Source organism: Paracoccus sp. S4493, assembly GCF_000967735.1.
GTDB lineage: Bacteria > Pseudomonadota > Alphaproteobacteria > Rhodobacterales > Rhodobacteraceae > Paracoccus > Paracoccus marcusii.
Genome location: NZ_JXYF01000008.1, coordinates 1 through 17,963, shown reverse-complemented (window position 1 = coordinate 17,963; position 17,963 = coordinate 1). Strand labels below are relative to the sequence as shown.

Annotated in this window: 19 protein-coding genes and 1 pseudogene; 8 read left to right on the top strand and 12 right to left on the bottom strand. The window is 68.6% G+C overall.

Annotated features, from left to right (window positions below; genetic code table 11):
* Window positions 1-79: 79 nt before the first annotated feature.
* Window positions 80-868 (bottom strand): hypothetical protein, encoded by a 789-nt coding sequence (locus tag TW83_RS01795; RefSeq protein ID WP_045981065.1) that lies wholly within the window; start codon window positions 866-868, stop codon window positions 80-82.
* 341 nt (window positions 869-1,209) lie between these two features.
* On the opposite strand from TW83_RS01795, the gene TW83_RS20395 reads away from it, so the two are divergent.
* Window positions 1,210-1,386, top strand: coding sequence for a hypothetical protein (locus TW83_RS20395; RefSeq protein WP_157001305.1), 177 nt, complete (start codon window positions 1,210-1,212; stop codon window positions 1,384-1,386).
* A gap of 136 nt (window positions 1,387-1,522) precedes the next feature.
* On the opposite strand, the gene gltX is transcribed toward TW83_RS20395, so the two are convergent.
* Entirely contained in the window at window positions 1,523-2,845 is a 1,323-nt protein-coding gene (gene gltX / locus TW83_RS01790) for a glutamate--tRNA ligase (RefSeq protein WP_045981064.1), read from the bottom strand.
* Between the two features lie 80 nt (window positions 2,846-2,925).
* On the opposite strand from gltX, the gene TW83_RS01785 reads away from it, so the two are divergent.
* Entirely contained in the window at window positions 2,926-3,333 is a 408-nt protein-coding gene (locus tag TW83_RS01785) for a metallopeptidase family protein (protein WP_045981063.1), read from the top strand.
* 1 nt (window position 3,334) lies between these two features.
* Window positions 3,335-4,288: a 1-phosphofructokinase family hexose kinase gene (locus TW83_RS01780; RefSeq protein ID WP_045981062.1), complete on the top strand. Its 954-nt coding sequence runs from the start codon at window positions 3,335-3,337 to the stop codon at window positions 4,286-4,288.
* 50 nt (window positions 4,289-4,338) lie between these two features.
* On the opposite strand, the gene TW83_RS01775 is transcribed toward TW83_RS01780, so the two are convergent.
* Entirely contained in the window at window positions 4,339-4,665 is a 327-nt protein-coding gene (locus tag TW83_RS01775; protein WP_042251710.1) for a DUF6280 family protein, read from the bottom strand.
* Window positions 4,666-5,037: 372 nt separating this feature from the next.
* Here TW83_RS01775 and efp point away from each other — a divergent pair, with 372 nt between their 5' ends.
* The 3 genes from efp (at window position 5,038) to TW83_RS01760 (ending at window position 7,093) form a co-directional block, all read left to right on the top strand.
* Window positions 5,038-5,601 carry an elongation factor P gene (gene efp / locus TW83_RS01770; RefSeq protein WP_042251708.1) on the top strand — a complete coding sequence of 188 codons (564 nt, stop codon included), beginning with the start codon at window positions 5,038-5,040 and terminating at the stop codon, window positions 5,599-5,601.
* A gap of 146 nt (window positions 5,602-5,747) precedes the next feature.
* Window positions 5,748-6,731: an MBL fold metallo-hydrolase gene (locus TW83_RS01765; RefSeq protein ID WP_239441264.1), complete on the top strand. Its 984-nt coding sequence runs from the start codon at window positions 5,748-5,750 to the stop codon at window positions 6,729-6,731.
* Window positions 6,728-7,093 (top strand): DoxX family protein, encoded by a 366-nt coding sequence (locus TW83_RS01760; protein WP_045981060.1) that lies wholly within the window; start codon window positions 6,728-6,730, stop codon window positions 7,091-7,093. Before TW83_RS01765 ends, TW83_RS01760 begins: the two co-directional genes overlap by 4 nt.
* Here TW83_RS01760 and dinB read toward each other — a convergent pair.
* The 3 genes from dinB to TW83_RS01745 are packed head-to-tail and all read right to left on the bottom strand — an operon-like array spanning window position 7,090 to window position 10,546.
* Window positions 7,090-8,169, bottom strand: coding sequence for a DNA polymerase IV (gene dinB, locus TW83_RS01755; protein WP_045981059.1), 1,080 nt, complete (start codon window positions 8,167-8,169; stop codon window positions 7,090-7,092). The genes TW83_RS01760 and dinB overlap by 4 nt on opposite strands.
* On the bottom strand, window positions 8,166-8,885 hold the full coding sequence (locus tag TW83_RS01750; protein ID WP_045981058.1) for a folate-binding protein YgfZ: 720 nt from the start codon (window positions 8,883-8,885) through the stop codon (window positions 8,166-8,168). Before TW83_RS01750 ends, dinB begins: the two co-directional genes overlap by 4 nt.
* On the bottom strand, window positions 8,882-10,546 hold the full coding sequence (locus TW83_RS01745) for an ABC transporter ATP-binding protein (RefSeq protein WP_084697209.1): 1,665 nt from the start codon (window positions 10,544-10,546) through the stop codon (window positions 8,882-8,884). The genes TW83_RS01750 and TW83_RS01745 overlap by 4 nt, the downstream gene beginning before the upstream one ends.
* 297 nt (window positions 10,547-10,843) lie before the next feature.
* Between TW83_RS01745 and TW83_RS01740 the strand changes: the two genes are divergently transcribed.
* A complete protein-coding gene (locus TW83_RS01740; protein WP_045981057.1) occupies window positions 10,844-12,037 on the top strand; it encodes an aminotransferase class V-fold PLP-dependent enzyme in 1,194 nt (397 codons plus the stop codon).
* A 150-nt stretch (window positions 12,038-12,187) separates the two neighbouring features.
* On the opposite strand, the gene rsmD is transcribed toward TW83_RS01740, so the two are convergent.
* Window positions 12,188-12,763: a 16S rRNA (guanine(966)-N(2))-methyltransferase RsmD gene (gene rsmD, locus TW83_RS01735; RefSeq protein ID WP_045981056.1), complete on the bottom strand. Its 576-nt coding sequence runs from the start codon at window positions 12,761-12,763 to the stop codon at window positions 12,188-12,190.
* Window positions 12,764-12,839: 76 nt separating this feature from the next.
* Window positions 12,840-14,042: an FAD/NAD(P)-binding oxidoreductase gene (locus TW83_RS01730; RefSeq protein WP_045981055.1), complete on the bottom strand. Its 1,203-nt coding sequence runs from the start codon at window positions 14,040-14,042 to the stop codon at window positions 12,840-12,842.
* Window positions 14,043-14,116: 74 nt separating this feature from the next.
* On the opposite strand from TW83_RS01730, the gene TW83_RS01725 reads away from it, so the two are divergent.
* Complete coding sequence (locus TW83_RS01725) at window positions 14,117-14,602, top strand: peroxiredoxin (RefSeq protein ID WP_045981054.1); 486 nt, start codon at window positions 14,117-14,119, stop codon at window positions 14,600-14,602.
* 75 nt (window positions 14,603-14,677) lie between these two features.
* Here TW83_RS01725 and TW83_RS01720 read toward each other — a convergent pair whose 3' ends face one another.
* The 4 genes and pseudogenes from TW83_RS01720 to TW83_RS01705 form a co-directional block, all read right to left on the bottom strand.
* Entirely contained in the window at window positions 14,678-15,820 is a 1,143-nt protein-coding gene (locus tag TW83_RS01720) for a GNAT family N-acetyltransferase (RefSeq protein ID WP_045981053.1), read from the bottom strand.
* 101 nt (window positions 15,821-15,921) lie between these two features.
* Window positions 15,922-16,671, bottom strand: coding sequence for a glycerophosphodiester phosphodiesterase family protein (locus TW83_RS01715; protein ID WP_045981052.1), 750 nt, complete (start codon window positions 16,669-16,671; stop codon window positions 15,922-15,924).
* Window positions 16,671-17,126, bottom strand: coding sequence for a RidA family protein (locus TW83_RS01710; protein ID WP_045981051.1), 456 nt, complete (start codon window positions 17,124-17,126; stop codon window positions 16,671-16,673). The genes TW83_RS01715 and TW83_RS01710 overlap by 1 nt, the downstream gene beginning before the upstream one ends.
* A 43-nt stretch (window positions 17,127-17,169) precedes the next feature.
* Window positions 17,170-17,963, bottom strand: a pseudogene (locus TW83_RS01705) (chromosome segregation protein SMC); the annotation flags it as partial.

Genomic DNA, 17,963 nt, shown 5'->3' with positions numbered 1-17,963 from the left:
GTCAGACGCCAAGGAATGAACCATGCCCCGCCATCGTGCGGGGCATGGTCTATTGCATGGGATGGGTCCGAATCCGGTGTCAGGCCGCCGCAGGCAGGGCGTCCGCCCGCGACAGGCGCGGGGCGACCGGGTTCGCGGCATGGTGATCGACCAGATGCGGAAAGTCCTTGGCCAGCTTCAGATCCTTGGTCAACAGCAGTGTTTCTGCCACCAGCACGGTCCCGGCATCATCGGCCTTGACCGAGAGCCAGCTGTGATCCTCGACCAGGATATGGAAATAGCTGCGGCCGTCGATCAGACCGCGTTTGCTGCTGACCGCGCCGGCCTCGACGTTGAAGCCGTCGACCTGCACGCCATGATTGGCCGAAAGACGAACGCCGGCGACGATGCTGGGACGGTCGCGGAACTGCGTCGGCTGCCATGATCCGACCGACAGGACGCGCTGCGGCCCCTTGGAGGTGGTGACGATGTCGCCGGCCTGGATGGTCTCGACCGTGACCCATGCGTTGTCCGCCAGGATCAGCGTGCCTTCGCAAAAGCACGGACCGCCGATGTTCTGCGGCGGGTTGGATCCGACATCGTCGCCGCCGCGCGTTCCCAGATACAGCAGGGCAAGCGGGATCAGCGCCAGCCAGTAATTGGGCGCATTGCCAACGGCCGCGACGGGCGTGGCGGCGGGGGTGAATTCCACGATGGGCGCCACGTAACCGCCTGCATAGGCCGCAACGGAACTGCCGAAGGCCGCGACGCCGGCCGTCAGCGCCTGAAGCAGGCGACGGGACGATTTTGCAGAACCCTGGGAAACGGGGTCGTCACGGCCGAAGCGGTTGCCGTCGGCCGGCGCGGTGCGCTTATCGCTGATACGCATACTGTGCGATCCAATTCACTTGTGACTGATTGTCGCGCAAGATGAACGCCCTCTGCTGCCGATAAAAGCGGCAATTTAAGGCGAGAATTGGGCAGTAACGCAATTCAGGGTTTAGTTAAGTGTCATTACAGTGGGTTGAATATTCAGATGCCTGTCCAATTATACAGGTGGTTCCTTTTCGCCGAAACGCCCGCGTTCGGGTGTTTATACCCAAGCGCCCCACATTCAGCCAAAGCACGATACTGCGCGGCAATTTCCTTCGGAATCAGTCGACATCGCGGTCTTGCTGCGCTGACCGCCCCTGGCCCACGACTGTCCGGTGGTTGTCAGCGCCTTTTCTAATGGCAGGCGCTGATAACGACTGGCAGGCGGAAGGAGTGAAATCAGAACGACAGTGGATGACGCTCAAATTTTCCAATGAACAGCGCGCACTTTTTAGAATGCGCATCAGCCACGACAATACCAAGATGATGATCCGCAATTCACCGACAATTACGGTGCAGGTATCGGCGGCATAATATTTTCGGATTGTATTTAGCGCGCATCGCCTGTCAGGCACTGCGCCCGGCATTGGTGCGGGACGCACCATTCGATGCCGTCAACGCGAACGGGTCCGGCTTTGGCCGGACCCGTTCGGATCGTGGAGTGGATGGGTCAGGGACGCGCCTTGACGACCTGCAGCAGGGGCATGACGTCGGACATGTCCGGGCCATGCGCCTGGCCGGTCACGGCCTTGCGCAGCGGCATGAACAAGCCCTTGCCCTTGCGGCCCGTGGCCTCCTTGACCGCCGCGGTCCATTCGCCCCAGGTCGCGTCTGTGAAGGGGCCCGCAGGCAGCAGGGTCATGGCCTTCGCGATGAAGTCGGCATCCTCGGGGTCGATCTGGGGCTCTGCACCCTCGCTGAAGATCCGCCACCAGTCGCCCAGGTCGTCCAGGCGCGTGATATTCTGGGACGCCACGCGCCAGAAGCGTTCGGCCTGATCGTCCGGCACGCCCAAGGCCGCGATGCGGTCGGCCACCGCCGCGAAGGGCAGCGCCTGGTTGCGTTCGCGCGTCAGCGGCCACAGATCCTCGGCATCGAACTTGGTGGGCGATGCGCCGAACTGGCCCAGATCGAAGGCCTCTGCCAACTCGTCCAGCGAGGCCAGCGCGACCGGCACGCCCGACCCCAACCGCGCCATCAGCGCGATCAGCGCCTCGGGGGCCACGCCCGCCTCGCGCAGGTCCTTGAGCGACAGGGCGCCGATGCGCTTGGACAGTTCCTCGCCCTTGGCGCCGGTCAGCAGGCTGTGATGGGCAAAGGCCGGGGGCGTGCCGCCGATGGCCTGGATGATCTGGATCTGGGTGGCGGTGTTGGTCACATGGTCCGACCCGCGCACGATATGGGTCACGCCCATGTCGGTGTCGTCCACGCTGCTGGCAAAGGTGTACAGCACCTGGCCGTCGGCCCGGATCAGCACCGGATCGCTGACGGATGTGGCGTCGATCGAGATGTCGCCCAGGATGCCGTCTGTCCATTCGATCCGGCTCTGGTCCAGCAGGAAACGCCAGTATCCCTCGCGCCCCTCAGCACGCAGGCGATCCTTGTCGGCATCCGACAGCGACAGACCGGTGCGGTCATAGACCGGTGGCTTGCCCATGTTCAAAAGCTTCTTGCGCTTCAGGTCCAGCTCGACCGGGGTCTCGAAGACTTCGTAGAGGCGGCCTGAGGCGCGCAGCGCGTCGGCCTCGGCGCGATAGCGGTCCATGCGCAGGGACTGCCGCTCGACCCGGTCCCAGTGCAGGCCCAGCCAGTCCAGGTCGCGCTGGATGCCGTCGACATATTCCTGTTTGCTGCGTTCCTGGTCAGTGTCGTCCAGGCGCAGGATGAAGGTGCCGCCGGCCTTGCGGGCGATCAGATAGTTGAACAGCGCGGTGCGCAGGTTGCCGACGTGGATATGGCCGGTGGGCGAGGGCGCGAAACGGGTGATGGTCATGGGGCGTCTCCTGTTGCTGTTGCTCTTTCACAGCCGGGCATTTTTGTCCATATCGGGGGGACCATGCAGGAGGCGCTGGAATGAGTGACTGGAACGGCCGCACGGCCCCCGACGCGGCCGAGATCGAGGCCATGGCCCGGCACGCCATGACCACCCTGCCCCCCGAATTCCGCGAAGCCGCGGCCCAGGTCGCCATCCGCGTCGCCGAATTCGCCCCCGAGGACGTGCTGGACGAGTTGCAGATCGATGACGCGTTCGACCTGACCGGCATCTATGACGGCATCCCCGTGACCGAGAAATCGATCAGCGACCAGCCGGGCGGGCCGGACATCATCTGGCTGTACCGCCGCCCGATCATGGACGAATGGGCGTCGCGTGGCGACGTGACCCTGGGCGATCTGGTCACCCATATCGTCACGCACGAGATGGCGCATCATTTCGGCTGGTCCGACGACGACATCGCCACCATCGACCGCTGGTGGGAATGAGATGAGCGGTCAGGCCCCCATCCTGACCGTCACGCTGAACCCGGCGCTGGACCTGTCGACCGCCGCCGACAGCGTCGTGCCCGACCTCAAGCTGCGCTGCGACAAGCCGATCGTCGATCCGGGCGGCGGCGGCATCAATGTCAGCCGGGCGATCAAGATCATCGGCGGCCAATCGACCGCGATGGTGGCCCTGGGCGGCGCGACGGGCCAGCGCATGGCCGACATGCTGAAGGCGGCGGGGCTCAAGGTGCTGCGCCTGACCGCGCCGGGCGAAACCCGCCAGTCGCTGGCCGTCACCGACCGCGCGACGGGCGGGCAGTACCGGTTCGTCATGCCCGGCCCCGAATGGCACATGACCCAGCTGGCCAGCACCATCGCCGCCATCGCCGAGGCCGCGCTGGCCGGGGGCTGGGTGGTCGTGTCGGGGTCGAACCCGCCGGGCATCGCGCCGGGGTTCGAACAGATGCTGACCGTCAGGCTCAAGGATGGGCGGGCGCGGCTGCTGGTGGACACCTCGGGGGACGCGCTGCGCGCCTTGGCGGGGTCGTCCATTCCCGTCGACGTGCTGCGCATGGACAGCCACGAGGCCGAGGGCCTGGCGGGACGCCCCCTGCCCCTGCGCAGCGACAGCGCCGAATTCGCGGCGGGGCTGGTGCGCAACGGGGCGGCGAAATCGGTGATCGTGGCGCGCGGCGCGGACGGGTCGGTCATCGCCGGACCCGACGGCGCCTGGCATGCCGCGGCGGCGCCGGTGCGCGTGGTCAGCGCCGTGGGCGCGGGCGACAGCTTCGTCGCGGGCTTCGTGCTGGCTGCGGCGCGCGACTGGCCCATGCAGGAGGCGCTGGCCCTTGGCGCGGCGGCCGCCTCGGCGGCGGTCATGACGCCCGCGACCGAGTTGTGCAACGCCGCCGACGTCCGCCATTTCTATTCACAGCGCGTCGTGACGCGGCTGTAACAAAAGAGGCCGCCCAAGCGGGCGGCCCTGATCGTCGATGCGCGCAGGTTTCAGGCGGCTTCGGCTTCCTCGGCCTCGGCGGCCATACGGCGCTCGCTCTCCTCGCGCGACAGCGCGACCGAGGTGCGCACGCCCTTGGACACAAATTCCATCAGGCCCTTGACCACACGCTCGTTCGGGTCGATCCCGGCGCAGGACAGCACCTCGCGTCCATCGCGCGAGCGCGCCCAACGGGCGATCTGTTCGGGGCCGTTGCCGTATTTCTTGTCATCCGCAATGGCATCATCCAAGGCTGCCAGCACCACCGCTGCAAACAGCTTGCGGGCACGCTGGCCCTGTTCGAAATTGAAGGCCGAGCCGTCGACAAAATCGCGCATCTTGTTTTCGTCCATTCTCTTGCGGCCCCGATCGGGAGTCAGGGCCTTATGGGAAAACTTGACGTTTCCCCTGTTTCTTGAATCCGCTTCTCTGACGGTGCCTGCTGCCTTAGCCGTTCGGCCCGCCGATTCGGTATCCCTTCACTCGCATGTCTGCCATGTCCTTACTGCATGTCGCGCAAATTGCGGGAAAAATCGTGACCCCACTGCGCCAGTGACGTGGCGATGATCTTGTTGGCACCTTGACAACGCCGCAGTTCCGTTCTGGTTGCCTGATGCCGCAGCGCTCGATATAGGGGGCCAGAATTGTCGTTCAACGGCTGGCAATGCCAGGACGGCCCGAAATTTCCGCAAACGCACGAGACCCATCCCATGCCCAAGATCAACGGCAATGAAATCCGCCCCGGCAACATCCTGGAACATGACGGGGGCCTGTGGGGCGCCGTCAAGGTGAACCACGTCAAGCCCGGCAAGGGCGGCGCCTTTGCCCAGGTCGAACTGAAGAACCTGCGCGACGGTCGCAAGCTGAACGAGCGTTTCCGGTCAGAGGACAAGGTCGAGCGCGTCCGCCTGGACCAGAAGGACCAGCAGTTCCTGTACGAATCCGACGGCAAGCTAGTCTTCATGGACAGCGAGACCTTCGAGCAGACCGAACTGGACGCCGACCTCTTGGGCGACCGCCGCCCCTTCCTGCAGGACGGCATGACCGCCACCATCGAATATTACGGCGAGGAGGCCCTGTCGGTCTCGATCCCGCAGAAGGTCACCTGCACCGTCGCCGAGACCGAGCCGGTCGTGAAGGGCCAGACCGCCGCCAACAGCTACAAGCCGGCGATCCTGGACAACGGCGTGCGCATCATGATCCCGCCCTTCGTGGGCGAGGGCGAGGCGATCGTCGTCAACACCGAGATGTTCGAATACAGCGAACGCGCCTGATCCACGGCCCGACCTGACATGCGCGCCCCGCAGGCCCCCTGCGGGGCGCGTCGCGTTCTCACCTTTGCGTGAACGCGGTGATGGGGCGTGGTGCCGGGCATCGCTTCGCGGGAAAGATCGCACAAACCCCGAAAAAGGAGATGCCCGTGACCGTCCTGTCCCGCCGCCACTTGATGCTGACCGCCGCGGGCGCCGCCGTCGCGATGCCGTTCCTGGGCCGCGGCCTGGTCTTTGCCCAGGAACCGGCCGCCGCCGCGATCCCGGCCTTTCTGCCGACCGTCCATACCCGCACCCTGGGCAACACCACCGTCACCACCATCGCCGACGGGCATTTCGATTTCGCCAAGGATCTGGTCGTCAACCTGGACGATGCGGCCTATGGCGCGGCCCTGCGTGCCGCCTATCTGGACCCCGAACAACCGATCCGCGTGCCGGTCAGCGTGCATCTGATCCGCCAGGGCGATCAGCTGACGCTGGTCGATGCGGGCGGCGGGTCGGCCTTCGGTCCCACCACCGGGCATCTGGCGGCCTCGCTTGCGGCACTGGGCGTGACGCCCGACCAGATCACCCGGATCGTGATGACGCACCTGCATCCCGACCATGCGGGCGGACTGGTGGGCGATGCGGGCGCGGTCTTTGCCAATGCCGCGCTGCACGTCAACGAGGACGAGCTGGCCTTCTGGACCGACGAGGCGACGGCCAGCGCCGCGCCCGCCGATGTCCAGCCCTTTTTCGCGCTGGCCCGCGGGGTCCGCGACGCCTATGGCGACCGCGTCCAGACCTTTGCCGGAGAGGCGGACCTGGGCGGCGGCATCACCACGATGGCCCTGCCCGGCCACACGCCGGGCCACAGCGGCCTGCGCCTGTCGGATGGCGACGCACAGATGATCATCCTGGGCGATGCCGCCGCCTTGGCCGCGTTGCAGTTCCGCCACCCGGATGCCGGCGTTGCCTTCGACACCGACGCAGGACAGGCCGCCACCACCCGGCGCAACCTGCTGCAGATGGTCACCGCCGACCGGATCGCGGTGGCGGGCACGCACCTGCCCTTTCCCGGCATCGGCCATGTCGAGGCGCGCGGCGACGCCTTTGCCTGGGTTCCCGAGGACTGGTTCGCGACCCGCGCATGAACAGCGCCCTGAACCTGACGGGCCGCCTGCTGATCGCGATCCTGTTCATCGGCGGCGCGCTTCAGAAAGTCGGCGACCCGACGCAGGTCATCCGCATGATCGAAAGCCTGGGCCTGCCCGGCGTACTGGTCTGGCCGGTCGCGGCCTTCAACCTGGTCGCGGGCATCTGCCTGATCCTGGGACCGCGCGTGCGGACCTGGGCGCTGCTGCTGGCGGTCTATTGCATCGGCACCAGCTGGTTTCACTGGCAGCTGCGCGCCGACCCGTGGCAGGTCACCATCGTGGTCAAGAATTGGGCCGTGGCGGGGGGCCTGCTGATCCTGGCGGCGCAGGGTCCGGGCCGGTGGGTGCGTTGGCGCTAATCGAACAGCGACAGCTGAGCGGGGCCGTCATCGGGGGCCTCGAACCCCGACAGCGTCACGCCCAGCAGGCGCGCGCCGCGCGGATCGGGCAGCACGCCCGCCGCCAGATCGCGCGCGATGGACAGCAGCTCGTCCTGCGAGGCCACCGCATGACCCAGGCTGCGGGCGCGCGTGATCTGCTGGAAATCGCTGAACTTGACCTTCAGCGTCACGGTCCGCCCGCGCAGGTCGTGGCGCGCTACGGCGGACCAGACCTTGGCGGCCAAAGGCTCCAGCGCCTCCTGCGCGGCGTCCAGCGCCATGATGTCGGCGGAATAGGTGTTTTCCGCCCCCACGGACTTGCGGATGCGGTCGGGGCTGACCCGGCGGTGGTCGATGCCCCGCGCGATGTTCCAGTAGTACCGCCCCGACTTGCCGAACCGCCGAAGCAGGAAATCCAGGTCCTGCGCATGCAGGTCGGCCCCGGTGGCGATGCCCATCGCCTGCATCTTGGCCGCCGTCGCGGGCCCCACGCCGTGGAACTTGCCCACCGGCAAGGACAGCACGAAGCCCGGCCCCTGTTCTGGCGTGATCACGCACAGACCGTCGGGCTTGTTCTGGTCGGATGCCAGCTTGGCCAGGAATTTGTTGTAGCTGACGCCCGCGCTGGCGGTCAGGCCCGTGGTCTCGCGGATGCGGGCGCGGATCTGGGACGCGATCTTGGTCGCGGTGCGCCCGTCAAGGTAATCGGTCACGTCCAGATAGGCCTCGTCCAGGGACAAAGGCTCGACCAGGGGGGTGTAGTCCAGGAAGATGTCGCGGATCTGCTGGCTGACCTGCTTGTAGACGTCGAACCGGTGCCGCACGAAGATCAGGTCGGGGCACAACCGGGCCGCCGTCACTGACGGCATGGCGGACCGCACCCCGAACACCCGCGCCTCATAGCTGGCGGCGGCCACGACACCCCGCGCGGCAGACCCGCCCACGGCCACCGGCTTGCCGCGCAGTTCCGGAAAATCGCGCTGTTCGACCGAGGCAAAGAAGGCATCCATGTCGATATGGATGATCTTGCGCGGCCCCGGCGCGGGGTCGGTCACAGCGGGAACAGCCGCGCCTCGCCGGCCTGCATCTCGGGGGCCACGCGGTCGTGGCGGACATGGGCGATGGCCTGCCCGCCAGACTGGGTGAAGACCGCGCCGACCTCTCGTCCCTCGGCGGTGAGCGGCGTGCCGACAGGGGCCGCACCCTCGATCCGCAGCGTCGTCAGGCCCTTGCGCAACTCGGTCTTGTGCTTCATCCGCGCGGTGACCTCTTGACCGACATAGCAGCCCTTGCGGAAATCCACGCCGTGCAGACGCTCGAACCCGGCTTCCAGGATATAGGTGTCGTTCGGGATCAGCTCGACCAATGTCTCGGGGATGCAATGCGCGACGCGGATGGCGTCCCAATCCGTGCCGTCATCCCCCGCCGCGCCGTAATGCCGCCAGCCCAGGGCCGGATGCCGCGGGTCGGCCACGGCACCCTCCGGCGCGGGACCGGTGCCGCGTGCCACGGGCATGTCCACAAGGTCCAACGCGACCTTGCTGCGCAGCTTGTACATCGACAGGCGGCGCAGCAGGTCGTCGGCCAAGCGCGCATCGACGTCGATCAGCAGCGCGTCGCCGTCGGGCACGACCAGGAAATCGGCCAGGTACTTGCCCTGCGGCGTCAGGATCGCGGTCCAGATCGGGGCGCGGGCCACATCGTTGGTCACCAGCCCCTGCAGGAAAGGCAGGCGGTCCTCGCCGGTCAGGCGGATGATCTGGCGGGTCATTCATTGTCTCCGAATTGCAGCGCGACAAGGCGGGCATAGGCGCCGCCCTTGGCCATCAACTGGTCATGGCTGCCCTGTTCGACAACCCGTCCCGATTCCAGCACGACGATCTTGTCGGCGTTGCGGATCGTCGACAGGCGGTGGGCGATGACCAGCGTGGTGCGTCCGCGCGACAGGTGGTCCAGCGCATCCTGGACCAGACGTTCGCTGGCCGTGTCCAGGGCGCTGGTCGCCTCGTCCAGCAGCAGCACGGGTGCATCGCGCAGCAGGGCCCGGGCGATCGCCACGCGCTGGCGCTGTCCGCCCGACAGGGCCGACCCGCGCGGGCCCACGGGGCTGTCCAGCGTGCGGCCATCGTCCAGGAAGTTGCTGACATTCGCGGCCTTCAGCGCGGCCTGCAGGTCGGCATCGGATGCGTCGGGGCGGCCCATCAGGATGTTGTCGCGCAGGCTCTCGTCGAACAGGGCCGATTCCTGGGCCACGGTCGAATACTGGTCGCGCAGCACGCCCAGGTCATAGTCGCTGACCGGCGCACCACCCAGGCTGACCAAGCCGCGGTCCGGGTCGACCATCCGGGTCAGCAGGTTGAAGACCGTGGACTTGCCCGCCCCCGACGGGCCGACCAGCGCGGTGGTCTGGCCGGCCTTGGCGGTGAAGGACAGCCCGTGCAGCACGACCTGCCCGTCATAGGACAGCCAGACGTCGTCCAGAACGATCTCGGTCGTGTCGGGCGGCGCGGTGCGCGGGCCGGACACGACCGTCGGACGGGTGTCGAAGACGTGATAGATGCGCTCCAGGCTGGCGGCGGCGGTCTGCCAGACGCCGGCGATCCCGCCAAGGCGGCGCATCGGCTGGAACGCCAGCGCCAGCGCGGTGAAGAACGCCATGAAGTCGCCGACGCTGCGATCACCGTCCATCACCTGGTTTCCGCCCAGCGCCAGCACCGCGACGAAGCCGATGCCCGTCACCACGTCGGTCAGTGCCGGGATCACGCTGGATGTCGCCGCGACCTTTGTCTCGGATGCGCGGATGCGGGACACGATGGCCGCAAAGCGGGCGGTCTGGTCCGCCTCGGCCCGGTTCAGCCGGATCGAGGCGATGCCGTGCAGCACCTCGTCCAGCCGGGTGGCGCGCAGGCTGGCGTTCACGCGGTTCTGGCGCACCTTGCGGCGGATGTATCTCTGCACCATCGCGGCAGGCATGATCAGGATCGGCGCGCCCACCAGCGCCCCCAGCGTCCAGATCGGATCGATGCTCAGCGCCACCCCGAACAGCATCACCAGGCTGATGGCGTCGCGCGTGGCCCCCGTGATCAGCGTGGCCCAGACCCCCTGGACCGCCATCGTGTCGCCCTGGATCCGCTCGATCATCGCGCCGGGCGAATTGTCTCGGAAAAAGCGGCTGTCCAGCGTCAGGATATGCGCCAGCAGCTGCGTCTGCATGGTCGTGGACACCGCCAGCGAGATCGTCGTCAACAGGGCCCGGCTGGCCACAAGCGTGACCGCGCGCAGCAGGAAGATGCCGAAGATCGCCGCCCCCACCCACCAGATCGCACCCGGCTGCTTGCCGATGAAGACCAGGTCGAACAGCGGCTTCAGCATCCAGCTGATCAGCGCCAGCGTGGATCCCTCCAGCGTCATCAGGAAGAAGGCCAGCGCCATCTTGCCCCAGTGCTGGCGCAGATAGTCGTCCCACAGCCGCCGCAGCAGGCCCGGCACCTTGGACGCATCCGGGGCGGGCGGCACGGTCGCGCCGCGCGTCGCGGCGGCAATCAATCGGGAGGGGCTGTCCTGGCGCGGGTCCACGTGTCTGTCGGGCCTTTCGGTCGCGGGCGCGGGCGCCCTTTTCGATCACGCCCAGCCATACCCCTTTCCGACCTTGCGCCACAAGGCCACCCCCCGTTGACGCGGACGGGGTGTGGCCGTACCGATCTTGCACGATGTGAAGGAACGCTTGCGATGAGCCTTGCCCACGGACCCGACCTGATTGCCATTCCCGGACCCTCGCCGGTGCCGGCCCGCGTGCTGAACGCGGCGCACCGCGCCTCGCCCGACATCTATGCCGACGATCTGGCGCAGGTGAACCTGCAGGTCATGGCGCAGCTGAAGCGCCTGGCGGGGACGCGGGCAAACCTGGCGCCCTATATCGGCAACGGCCATGCCGGCTGGGAGGCGGCGTCGGCCAACATGTTCGCCCCCGGCGACCTGGCGCTGGTGCTGACCAGCGGCCATTTCGGCCGGTCCTGGGCCGAGATGACCCAAGGTCTGGGCGTCACGGTCGAGCGGCTGGACTTCGGCGCGCTTGCCCCCGATCCCGCGCGCCTGGCGGCTCGTCTGGCCCAGGACCCGCAGGGCCGCATCCGCGCCGTGATGGTGTGCCAGACCGACACGGCCAGCGCGACCCTGGCCGACATCCGCGCGATCCGGGCGGCGATGGGCGATCACCCGGCGCTGCTGGTGGTGGATGCCATCGCGTCCCTCGGCTGCGCGCCGATGCGGATGGACGACTGGGGCGTCGACGTGCTGATCGCCGCCAGCCAGAAGGGGTTGATGTGCCCGCCCGGCACGGTCTTCGTGTGGTTTTCCGACCGGGCGGCGGCGCGCGGGCGGACGTCGCTGACGTCACCGTGGTGGGACTGGCACCTGCGCGCGGGGTCGGACGCGCTGTGGCGCTGGTGGGGCGGCACGCCGCCCGTCCAGCACATCTTCGCCCTGTCCGAGGCGCTGACGATGATCCTGGACGAAGAGGGGCTGGAGGCCACCTGGGCGCGCCACGACCGCCTGGCCCGCGCCACCTGGGCCGCGGTCGACGCCTGGTCGGTCGGCGGCGACATCCGCCTGTCGGTGGCCGATCCCGCCGCCCGGGCCTGTTCGGTGACCGCGGTGACGCTGCCCGGGGCCGACGCGCTGCGGGCTTGGGTGACGCACGAATGCGGGGTGACACTGGGCGTGGGCCTTGGCGCGCCCGACCCGTCGGGTGCGCTGCGCATCGCGCATATGGGCCACACCAACGCGGGCGTCCTGCTGGGCACGCTCGGCGCGATCGAGGCCGGGCTGACCGCCCTTGGCATCCCGCACGGCACCGGCGCATTGGAGGCGGCAGCGGCCAGCATCGCCCGTTCGGCAGGAACCGCCGACGGCGGCAGGCACTGACGCGCCGGGCCGCCGAAGGCAGGCCCGGCGCCACCGAACGGCCCGGCGCCGTCAGGCGCCACGCGCGGCGGTCGACCGTTCGGACCGGTGCGACTGCGTGCAGATGACGGGCGTTCGCCTCAGGTTGGATACGACACCAAAAGGTGGCTTTTACGCAGCTTCGTTGCCTGCGACGCGCGCCAAGGTCACCACCGTATCGCCATAGCTGCGCCGGTCCAGCAGCGTGACTCCAGCGGGCAGCATCGGCGGGCGCGATTCCTCCCAGATGATCCATGCCCCCGCGCCGATCCAGTCGCCCTGCATGGCAGAGGCCAGTGCGATCTCTCCGCGTCCCTGGCCATAGGGCGGATCAAGGAACACGACGTCGAACGTCGGCCCCGCATGCCGCCCCAGCTTGGTCGCATCGCGGCGCAGCAGGCTGGCTTTGTCCTGCACCCTGGCCTTGGTGATGTTCTGCCGCATCAGGGCATGGGCGCGGGCGCCGTCGTCGACCAGGGTCGCGTGGGCCGCACCGCGCGACAACGCCTCCAGCCCCAGCGCCCCGGTCCCGGCGAACAGGTCCAGCACGCGCGCCGCCGGCAGCGGATTGCCGTGCGTGCCGTTGATCAGCAGGTTGAAGATCGCCTCGCGGACGCGATCGGTCGTGGGGCGCAGATGCGCCGCCGGATCGCCTGCGCCCAGGTCTGCCAGCTTCAGGCCGCGCAGCGTGCCGCCGACGATCCTCATGATGGCGTCCCGCGGTGACGGCGGGGGGCATCCTGCCCCCCGCACCCCCCTGGGCCGACCTGCGAACAGGACCCGGTCATGCCATCAGCGCCTTGAGGTCCGCGACGGTGGAGATCACCGCCGGGTCCGGACTGATCCCGCCCTCAATCAGGCGCTTGCCGATCATGTAGGCGCGGGCGTTGTTCAGCGCATCGACCGCGATCAGGGTCCCCTGCCGGTAATACCAGACCGATGCGGCGTGATCGCCCTGCCCCGCCCGCGTGACGACCTGATCATGGCCCGCATTCAGACCCGCGATCTGCAGCTTGGCATCGAACTGGTCCGACCAGAACCATGCCTTGGGCACATAGTCCCGCGTCAGCCCCAGCACGTTGTCGGCCACGCATTCCGCCATGTCGATCGCCCCGCCCACGCTTTCCAGCCGCAGCCGCCCGCCCTGCCAGGGCGTGCTGGCGCAATCGCCTGCGGCCCAGATCAACGGATCCGACGTGCGGCCGTGCAGGTCGGTCGCGATGCCGTTGTCCAGATCCAGCCCCGCCGCGCCGGCAAGCGCGGTTTCCGGCAGCACGCCGATGCCCATGATCACCAGATCCGCCTCGATCTGCCGGCCGTCGGTCAACGCGACCCCGGTCGCCCGGTCGTCTCCGGTGATCCGGCTAATCCCCGTGCCTTCCAGGATGGTGACGCCATGCGCCCGGTGCAGCGCGCGGACCAGGTCCGCGGTCTGGGCGGCCGCGACGCGGCCCAGGATGCGCGGTGCCGCCTCGATCAGCGTGACCTCCAGGCCCAGCTTGCGCGCGACCGCCGCCGCCTCCAGTCCGATATATCCGCCGCCGATCACCACCAGGCGCCGCCCCTCGCGCATCTGCGGCGCCAGCGCGTCGACATCGGCCAGGCTGCGGATCACATGCGTGCCGGGCAGGTCGCCGCCCATCGCCGCGGGCAGGCGCCGCGGCGCCGCGCCCGTGGTCAGCGCCAGCGCGTCATAGGAATACGTGCCCCGATCGGTCGTCAGGACCTGCCCCGCCCTGTCGATGGACAGCGCGGTTTCCGACAGGTGCAGCGCGATCCCCTGGTCGCGCCACCATTCGGGCGCGCGCAGCGTCAGGCGGTCCAGCCCCATCTGGCCCAGCAGATAGGCCTTGGACAAGGGCGGGCGCTGATAGGGGGCGGCGGGCTCGTTTCCGATCACGGTCAGCGGCCCCTCGTGGCCCTTGGCCCGCAGCCGCGCCGCCATCGACGCTGCCGCCTGCCCCCCGCCCACGATCACGATGCGCATCTGCCGCCTCTCTGGTCTGTTCACCGGAGGCACCCTATAGTCGCCGCGAATCCGTTGCAATTCAGGAGAATGCGATGACCATCACCGCCGGGGACAAGCTGCCCCAGGGCCAATTGCTGCGCGTGAGCGAGGCCGGCCCCGAGACCGTCGACACCGCCGACCTGATGCAGGGCAAGGTCGCCCTGTTCGGCCTGCCGGGCGCCTTCACCGGCACCTGCACGAACGCGCATATGCCCAGCTTCGTGCGCAGCGCCGACGCGTTCCGCGCCAAGGGCGTGTCGCGCATCGTCTGCATCACCGTGAACGATCCCTTCGTGGCCAAGGCCTGGGCCGATCAGACCGGCGCGACCGAGGCCGGGATCGAGGTCCTGGCCGATGCCGACGGCAGCATGACCAAGGCCCTCGGCCTGGACTTCACCGCCCCTCCGGTCGGCTTCTTCGGCCGCTGCAAGCGCTTTGCGGCCTATGTCCAGGACGGCGTGGTCAAATCGATGGATGTCGAGGACAGCCCCGGCACCTGCAGCGTCAGTGCCGGAGAGGCCCTGCTGGAAAAGGTCTGACCGCAGACCCATGGCACGACACCGGGGGGTCCGGGGGGCTGGCCCCCCGGCCCTTCGCGGGACGCAAGGGCCCACTCACGGCGACGGATCGCCCTTGCGGAAGGGGGTGAACTCGGCCAGCGCCTCGATCTCGGCGCCCATCGCGTCGCGTTCCTGATCCAGATAGTTTTCCAGCGCGCGCAGGAAGCCCGGATCGCGCACCCAGTGCAGCGAATGGATCGGCACCGGCTCATATCCCCGCGCCAGCTTGTGATCCCCCTGTGCCCCCGCCTCGACCCGGCCGAGCCCATGCGCGATCGCATGGTCGATGGCCTGGTGATAGCACAGCTCGAAATGCAAAAAGGCGTGGTCGGCCACGCAACCCCAGTAGCGGCCATAGATCGCGTCCGGCCCCAGGAAGTTCAGCGCCCCCGCGATGGGCCGGCCGTCGACCTCCGCCAGCACCAGCAGGATGTCGTCGCGCATCGTGTCCTGGATGCGGTCGAAGAAGGCCCGCGTCAGATAGGGCTGCCCCCATTTGCGCGCCCCGGTGTCCTGATAGAATTCCCAGAACGAGTCCCAGTGATGCGGCCTCAGGTCGTCGCCGGTCAGGTGCCGGATCGTGCCGCCGAACGCCTGCGCGCGGGCGCGCTCCTTGCGCAGATCCTTGCGCTTGCGCGAGGACAGCGCCCCCAGGAAATCGTCATAGCTGGCATAGCCGCGGTTCAGCCAATGATACTGCTGCGTCACGCGCGGCAGGAACCCCGCCGCCTCGCCCAGATCGGCCTCGTGCTCGGTGCAGAAGGTGACATGCGCCCCCGACACGTCCAGCCGCTCGGCCACCTGCATCAGACCCGCCAGAAGGCCCACGCGGGCCTCGTCGTCGCGGGCCAGCAGGCGCGCGCCGGTGGCGGGGGTGAAGGGTACCGCGCATTGCAGCTTGGGATAATAGCGCCCGCCCGCCCGCGTATAGGCCTGCGCCCAGGCATGGTCGAAGATGTATTCGCCCTGGCTGTGCGACTTGGCATAAAGCGGCGCCGCGGCGACGGTCTGCCCGTCGCGCTCCAGCGTCAGGTGCAGCGGCTGCCACCCCGTGCCGGTGCCCACGGATCGGGACTGCTCCAGCGCGGACAGGAAGCGGTGCGTGGTAAAGGGATTGCCGTCGCCCAGAGCGTCCCAGACCTCTGGGTCGATTGCGGCGATCGAGGGATGGGTGGTCAGGGTCATCATGTCGGTCATGCCCCGGAAGATAGGGTGCGGGGCGCGGCTTGTCAGGACCCGCCGGTGTCGCGGGGCGCCGCAGGTCGGCGCCCCTTGGGTATTTATGCAGCGAAATGGCGTCAGATCGCCGCGCGATAGCCTTCGAAGGTGATGTTCATGGCGACGCGACGGGCGGCCTCTTCCTCGGCGGCGCTGCGGATGGTCCAGGTCAGCACCGGAACGCCCTGCGCGCGCAGCGCATCGACGCGCGGATTGTCCAGATCGCCCTTGTCATGCGAGATGAAGCACGCCCCCACCGCATCGAAATCGCGGATCTGCGCCAGCTCCTCGCGTCGGGCGGGCGCGACCTGCGGCCAGTCGCCCTCGGGAAAGGCGCAGGTGGTCAGGCCCACCGGCACGTCCGGAGCCGCGGCGCGGAAGGCCGCGATCATGTGCGGGTTGAAGGACATGACCGCCACCGGCCCGTCATAGCCTGCCAGCACCTTGGCCACGCGCGTGGACAGCGGGCCGACATCTGGCCCGCAGGCGCCGTCCTGGTCCTTGATCTCGATCAGCAGCGGCACCTGGCCCGCGACCAGGTCAAGGAACCGGGCCAGCGTCGGCACCGGCTCGTCCGTGCCCAAGAGGCGCAGACCGGCCAGCGTCTGCGCGTCGGTCGCGCCGATCACGCCCTCAGCCCCGGTCAGCCGCTTCAGCCGATAGTCGTGAAAGACCAGCGGCTCTCCGTCCGGGCCGGGCTGGATGTCGCATTCGATGCCGTAGCCCGCCTCGATCGCGGCGCGGGCGGCGGCCAGGCTGTTCTCGGGGACCCCCGCGCCATGCAGGCCGCGATGGGTGATCGGCACGGTCAGAAAGCGCGGGTCCAGCATCAGCGGACCTCGAAGACGGCTTCGATCTCGACCGCGACGCCGAAGGGCAGCGAGGGCGCGGACACCGCGGCGCGCGAATGACGCCCGGCCTCTCCGAAGACCTCGACCATCAGGTCGGAACAGCCGTTGATGACCTTGGGCTGATCGGTGAAGTCAGGGGTCGAGTTCACAAAACCGGTCAGCTTGACCACCCGCGTCACGCGGTCCAGGTTGCCGATCGCGGCCTTCAGCTGCGCGATCAGCGCCAGCCCGCAGCGGCGCGCGGCGGCGGCACCGTCCTCCAGGCTGGTCGTGTCGCCCAGCTTGCCGGTGATCAGCCCATTGTCGTCCGCGCTGATCTGCCCCGAGATGAAGACCAAGTTGCCGGTCTGCACGAAGGGGACATAGTTCGCCGCCGGCATGGGTGCTGCGGGAAGGGTGATGCCTTTTTCGGCCAGGGTCTGTTCGACGCTCATGGGATCCTCGCTTGGTTTCGCCCGGACCCTAGCGCGGGTCGCGTCAGGCGACCAGAGCCTCGGCGCGTTTCAGGTCCACGCTGACCAGCTGGCTGACGCCCTGCTCGACCATGGTGACGCCGAACAGCCGGTCCATCCGGCCCATCGTCACCGCATGGTGGGTGATGATCAGGAACCGCGTGTCGGTCCGGCGGGTCATCTCGTCCAGAAGATCGCAGAATCGGCTGACATTGGCATCGTCCAGTGGCGCGTCGACCTCGTCCAGCACGCAGATCGGCGCGGGATTGGCCAAGAACACCGCAAAGATCAGCGCCATCGCGGTCAGCGTCTGTTCGCCCCCGGACAAAAGGCTCAGCGTCGACAGCCGCTTGCCGGGCGGCTGGCACATGATCTCCAGCCCCGCATCCAGCGGGTCGTCGGATTCGACCATCACCAGGCGCGCCTCGCCGCCCCCGAACAGCGTCGTGAACAGGGTGGCGAAATTAGCGTTCACCGTCTCGAACGCGGCCAGAAGGCGCTCGCGCCCCTCGCGGTTCAGGCTGCCGATCCCGGCGCGCAGCTTGCGGATCGCCTCCTCCAGGTCGGTCTTCTCGGCGGCCAGCCCGTCGCGTTCGGCCTCCAGGGCGCGCTTGTCCTCGTCGGCGCGCAGGTTGACCGCGCCCAGGGCCTCGCGCGCGCCGCGCAGGCGGGCGATCTCCTGTTCCAGCCGGTCGACGGGGGCGGTCAGGTCGACCTCGCCCAGGCCCGCGCGCAGCTGGTCGGGGCTCTGCTCGGTCTCCTCGCGGATGCGGGCGCGGGCCAAGGCCTCGGCCTCGCGGGCAGCCTCCTGGCGGGCCT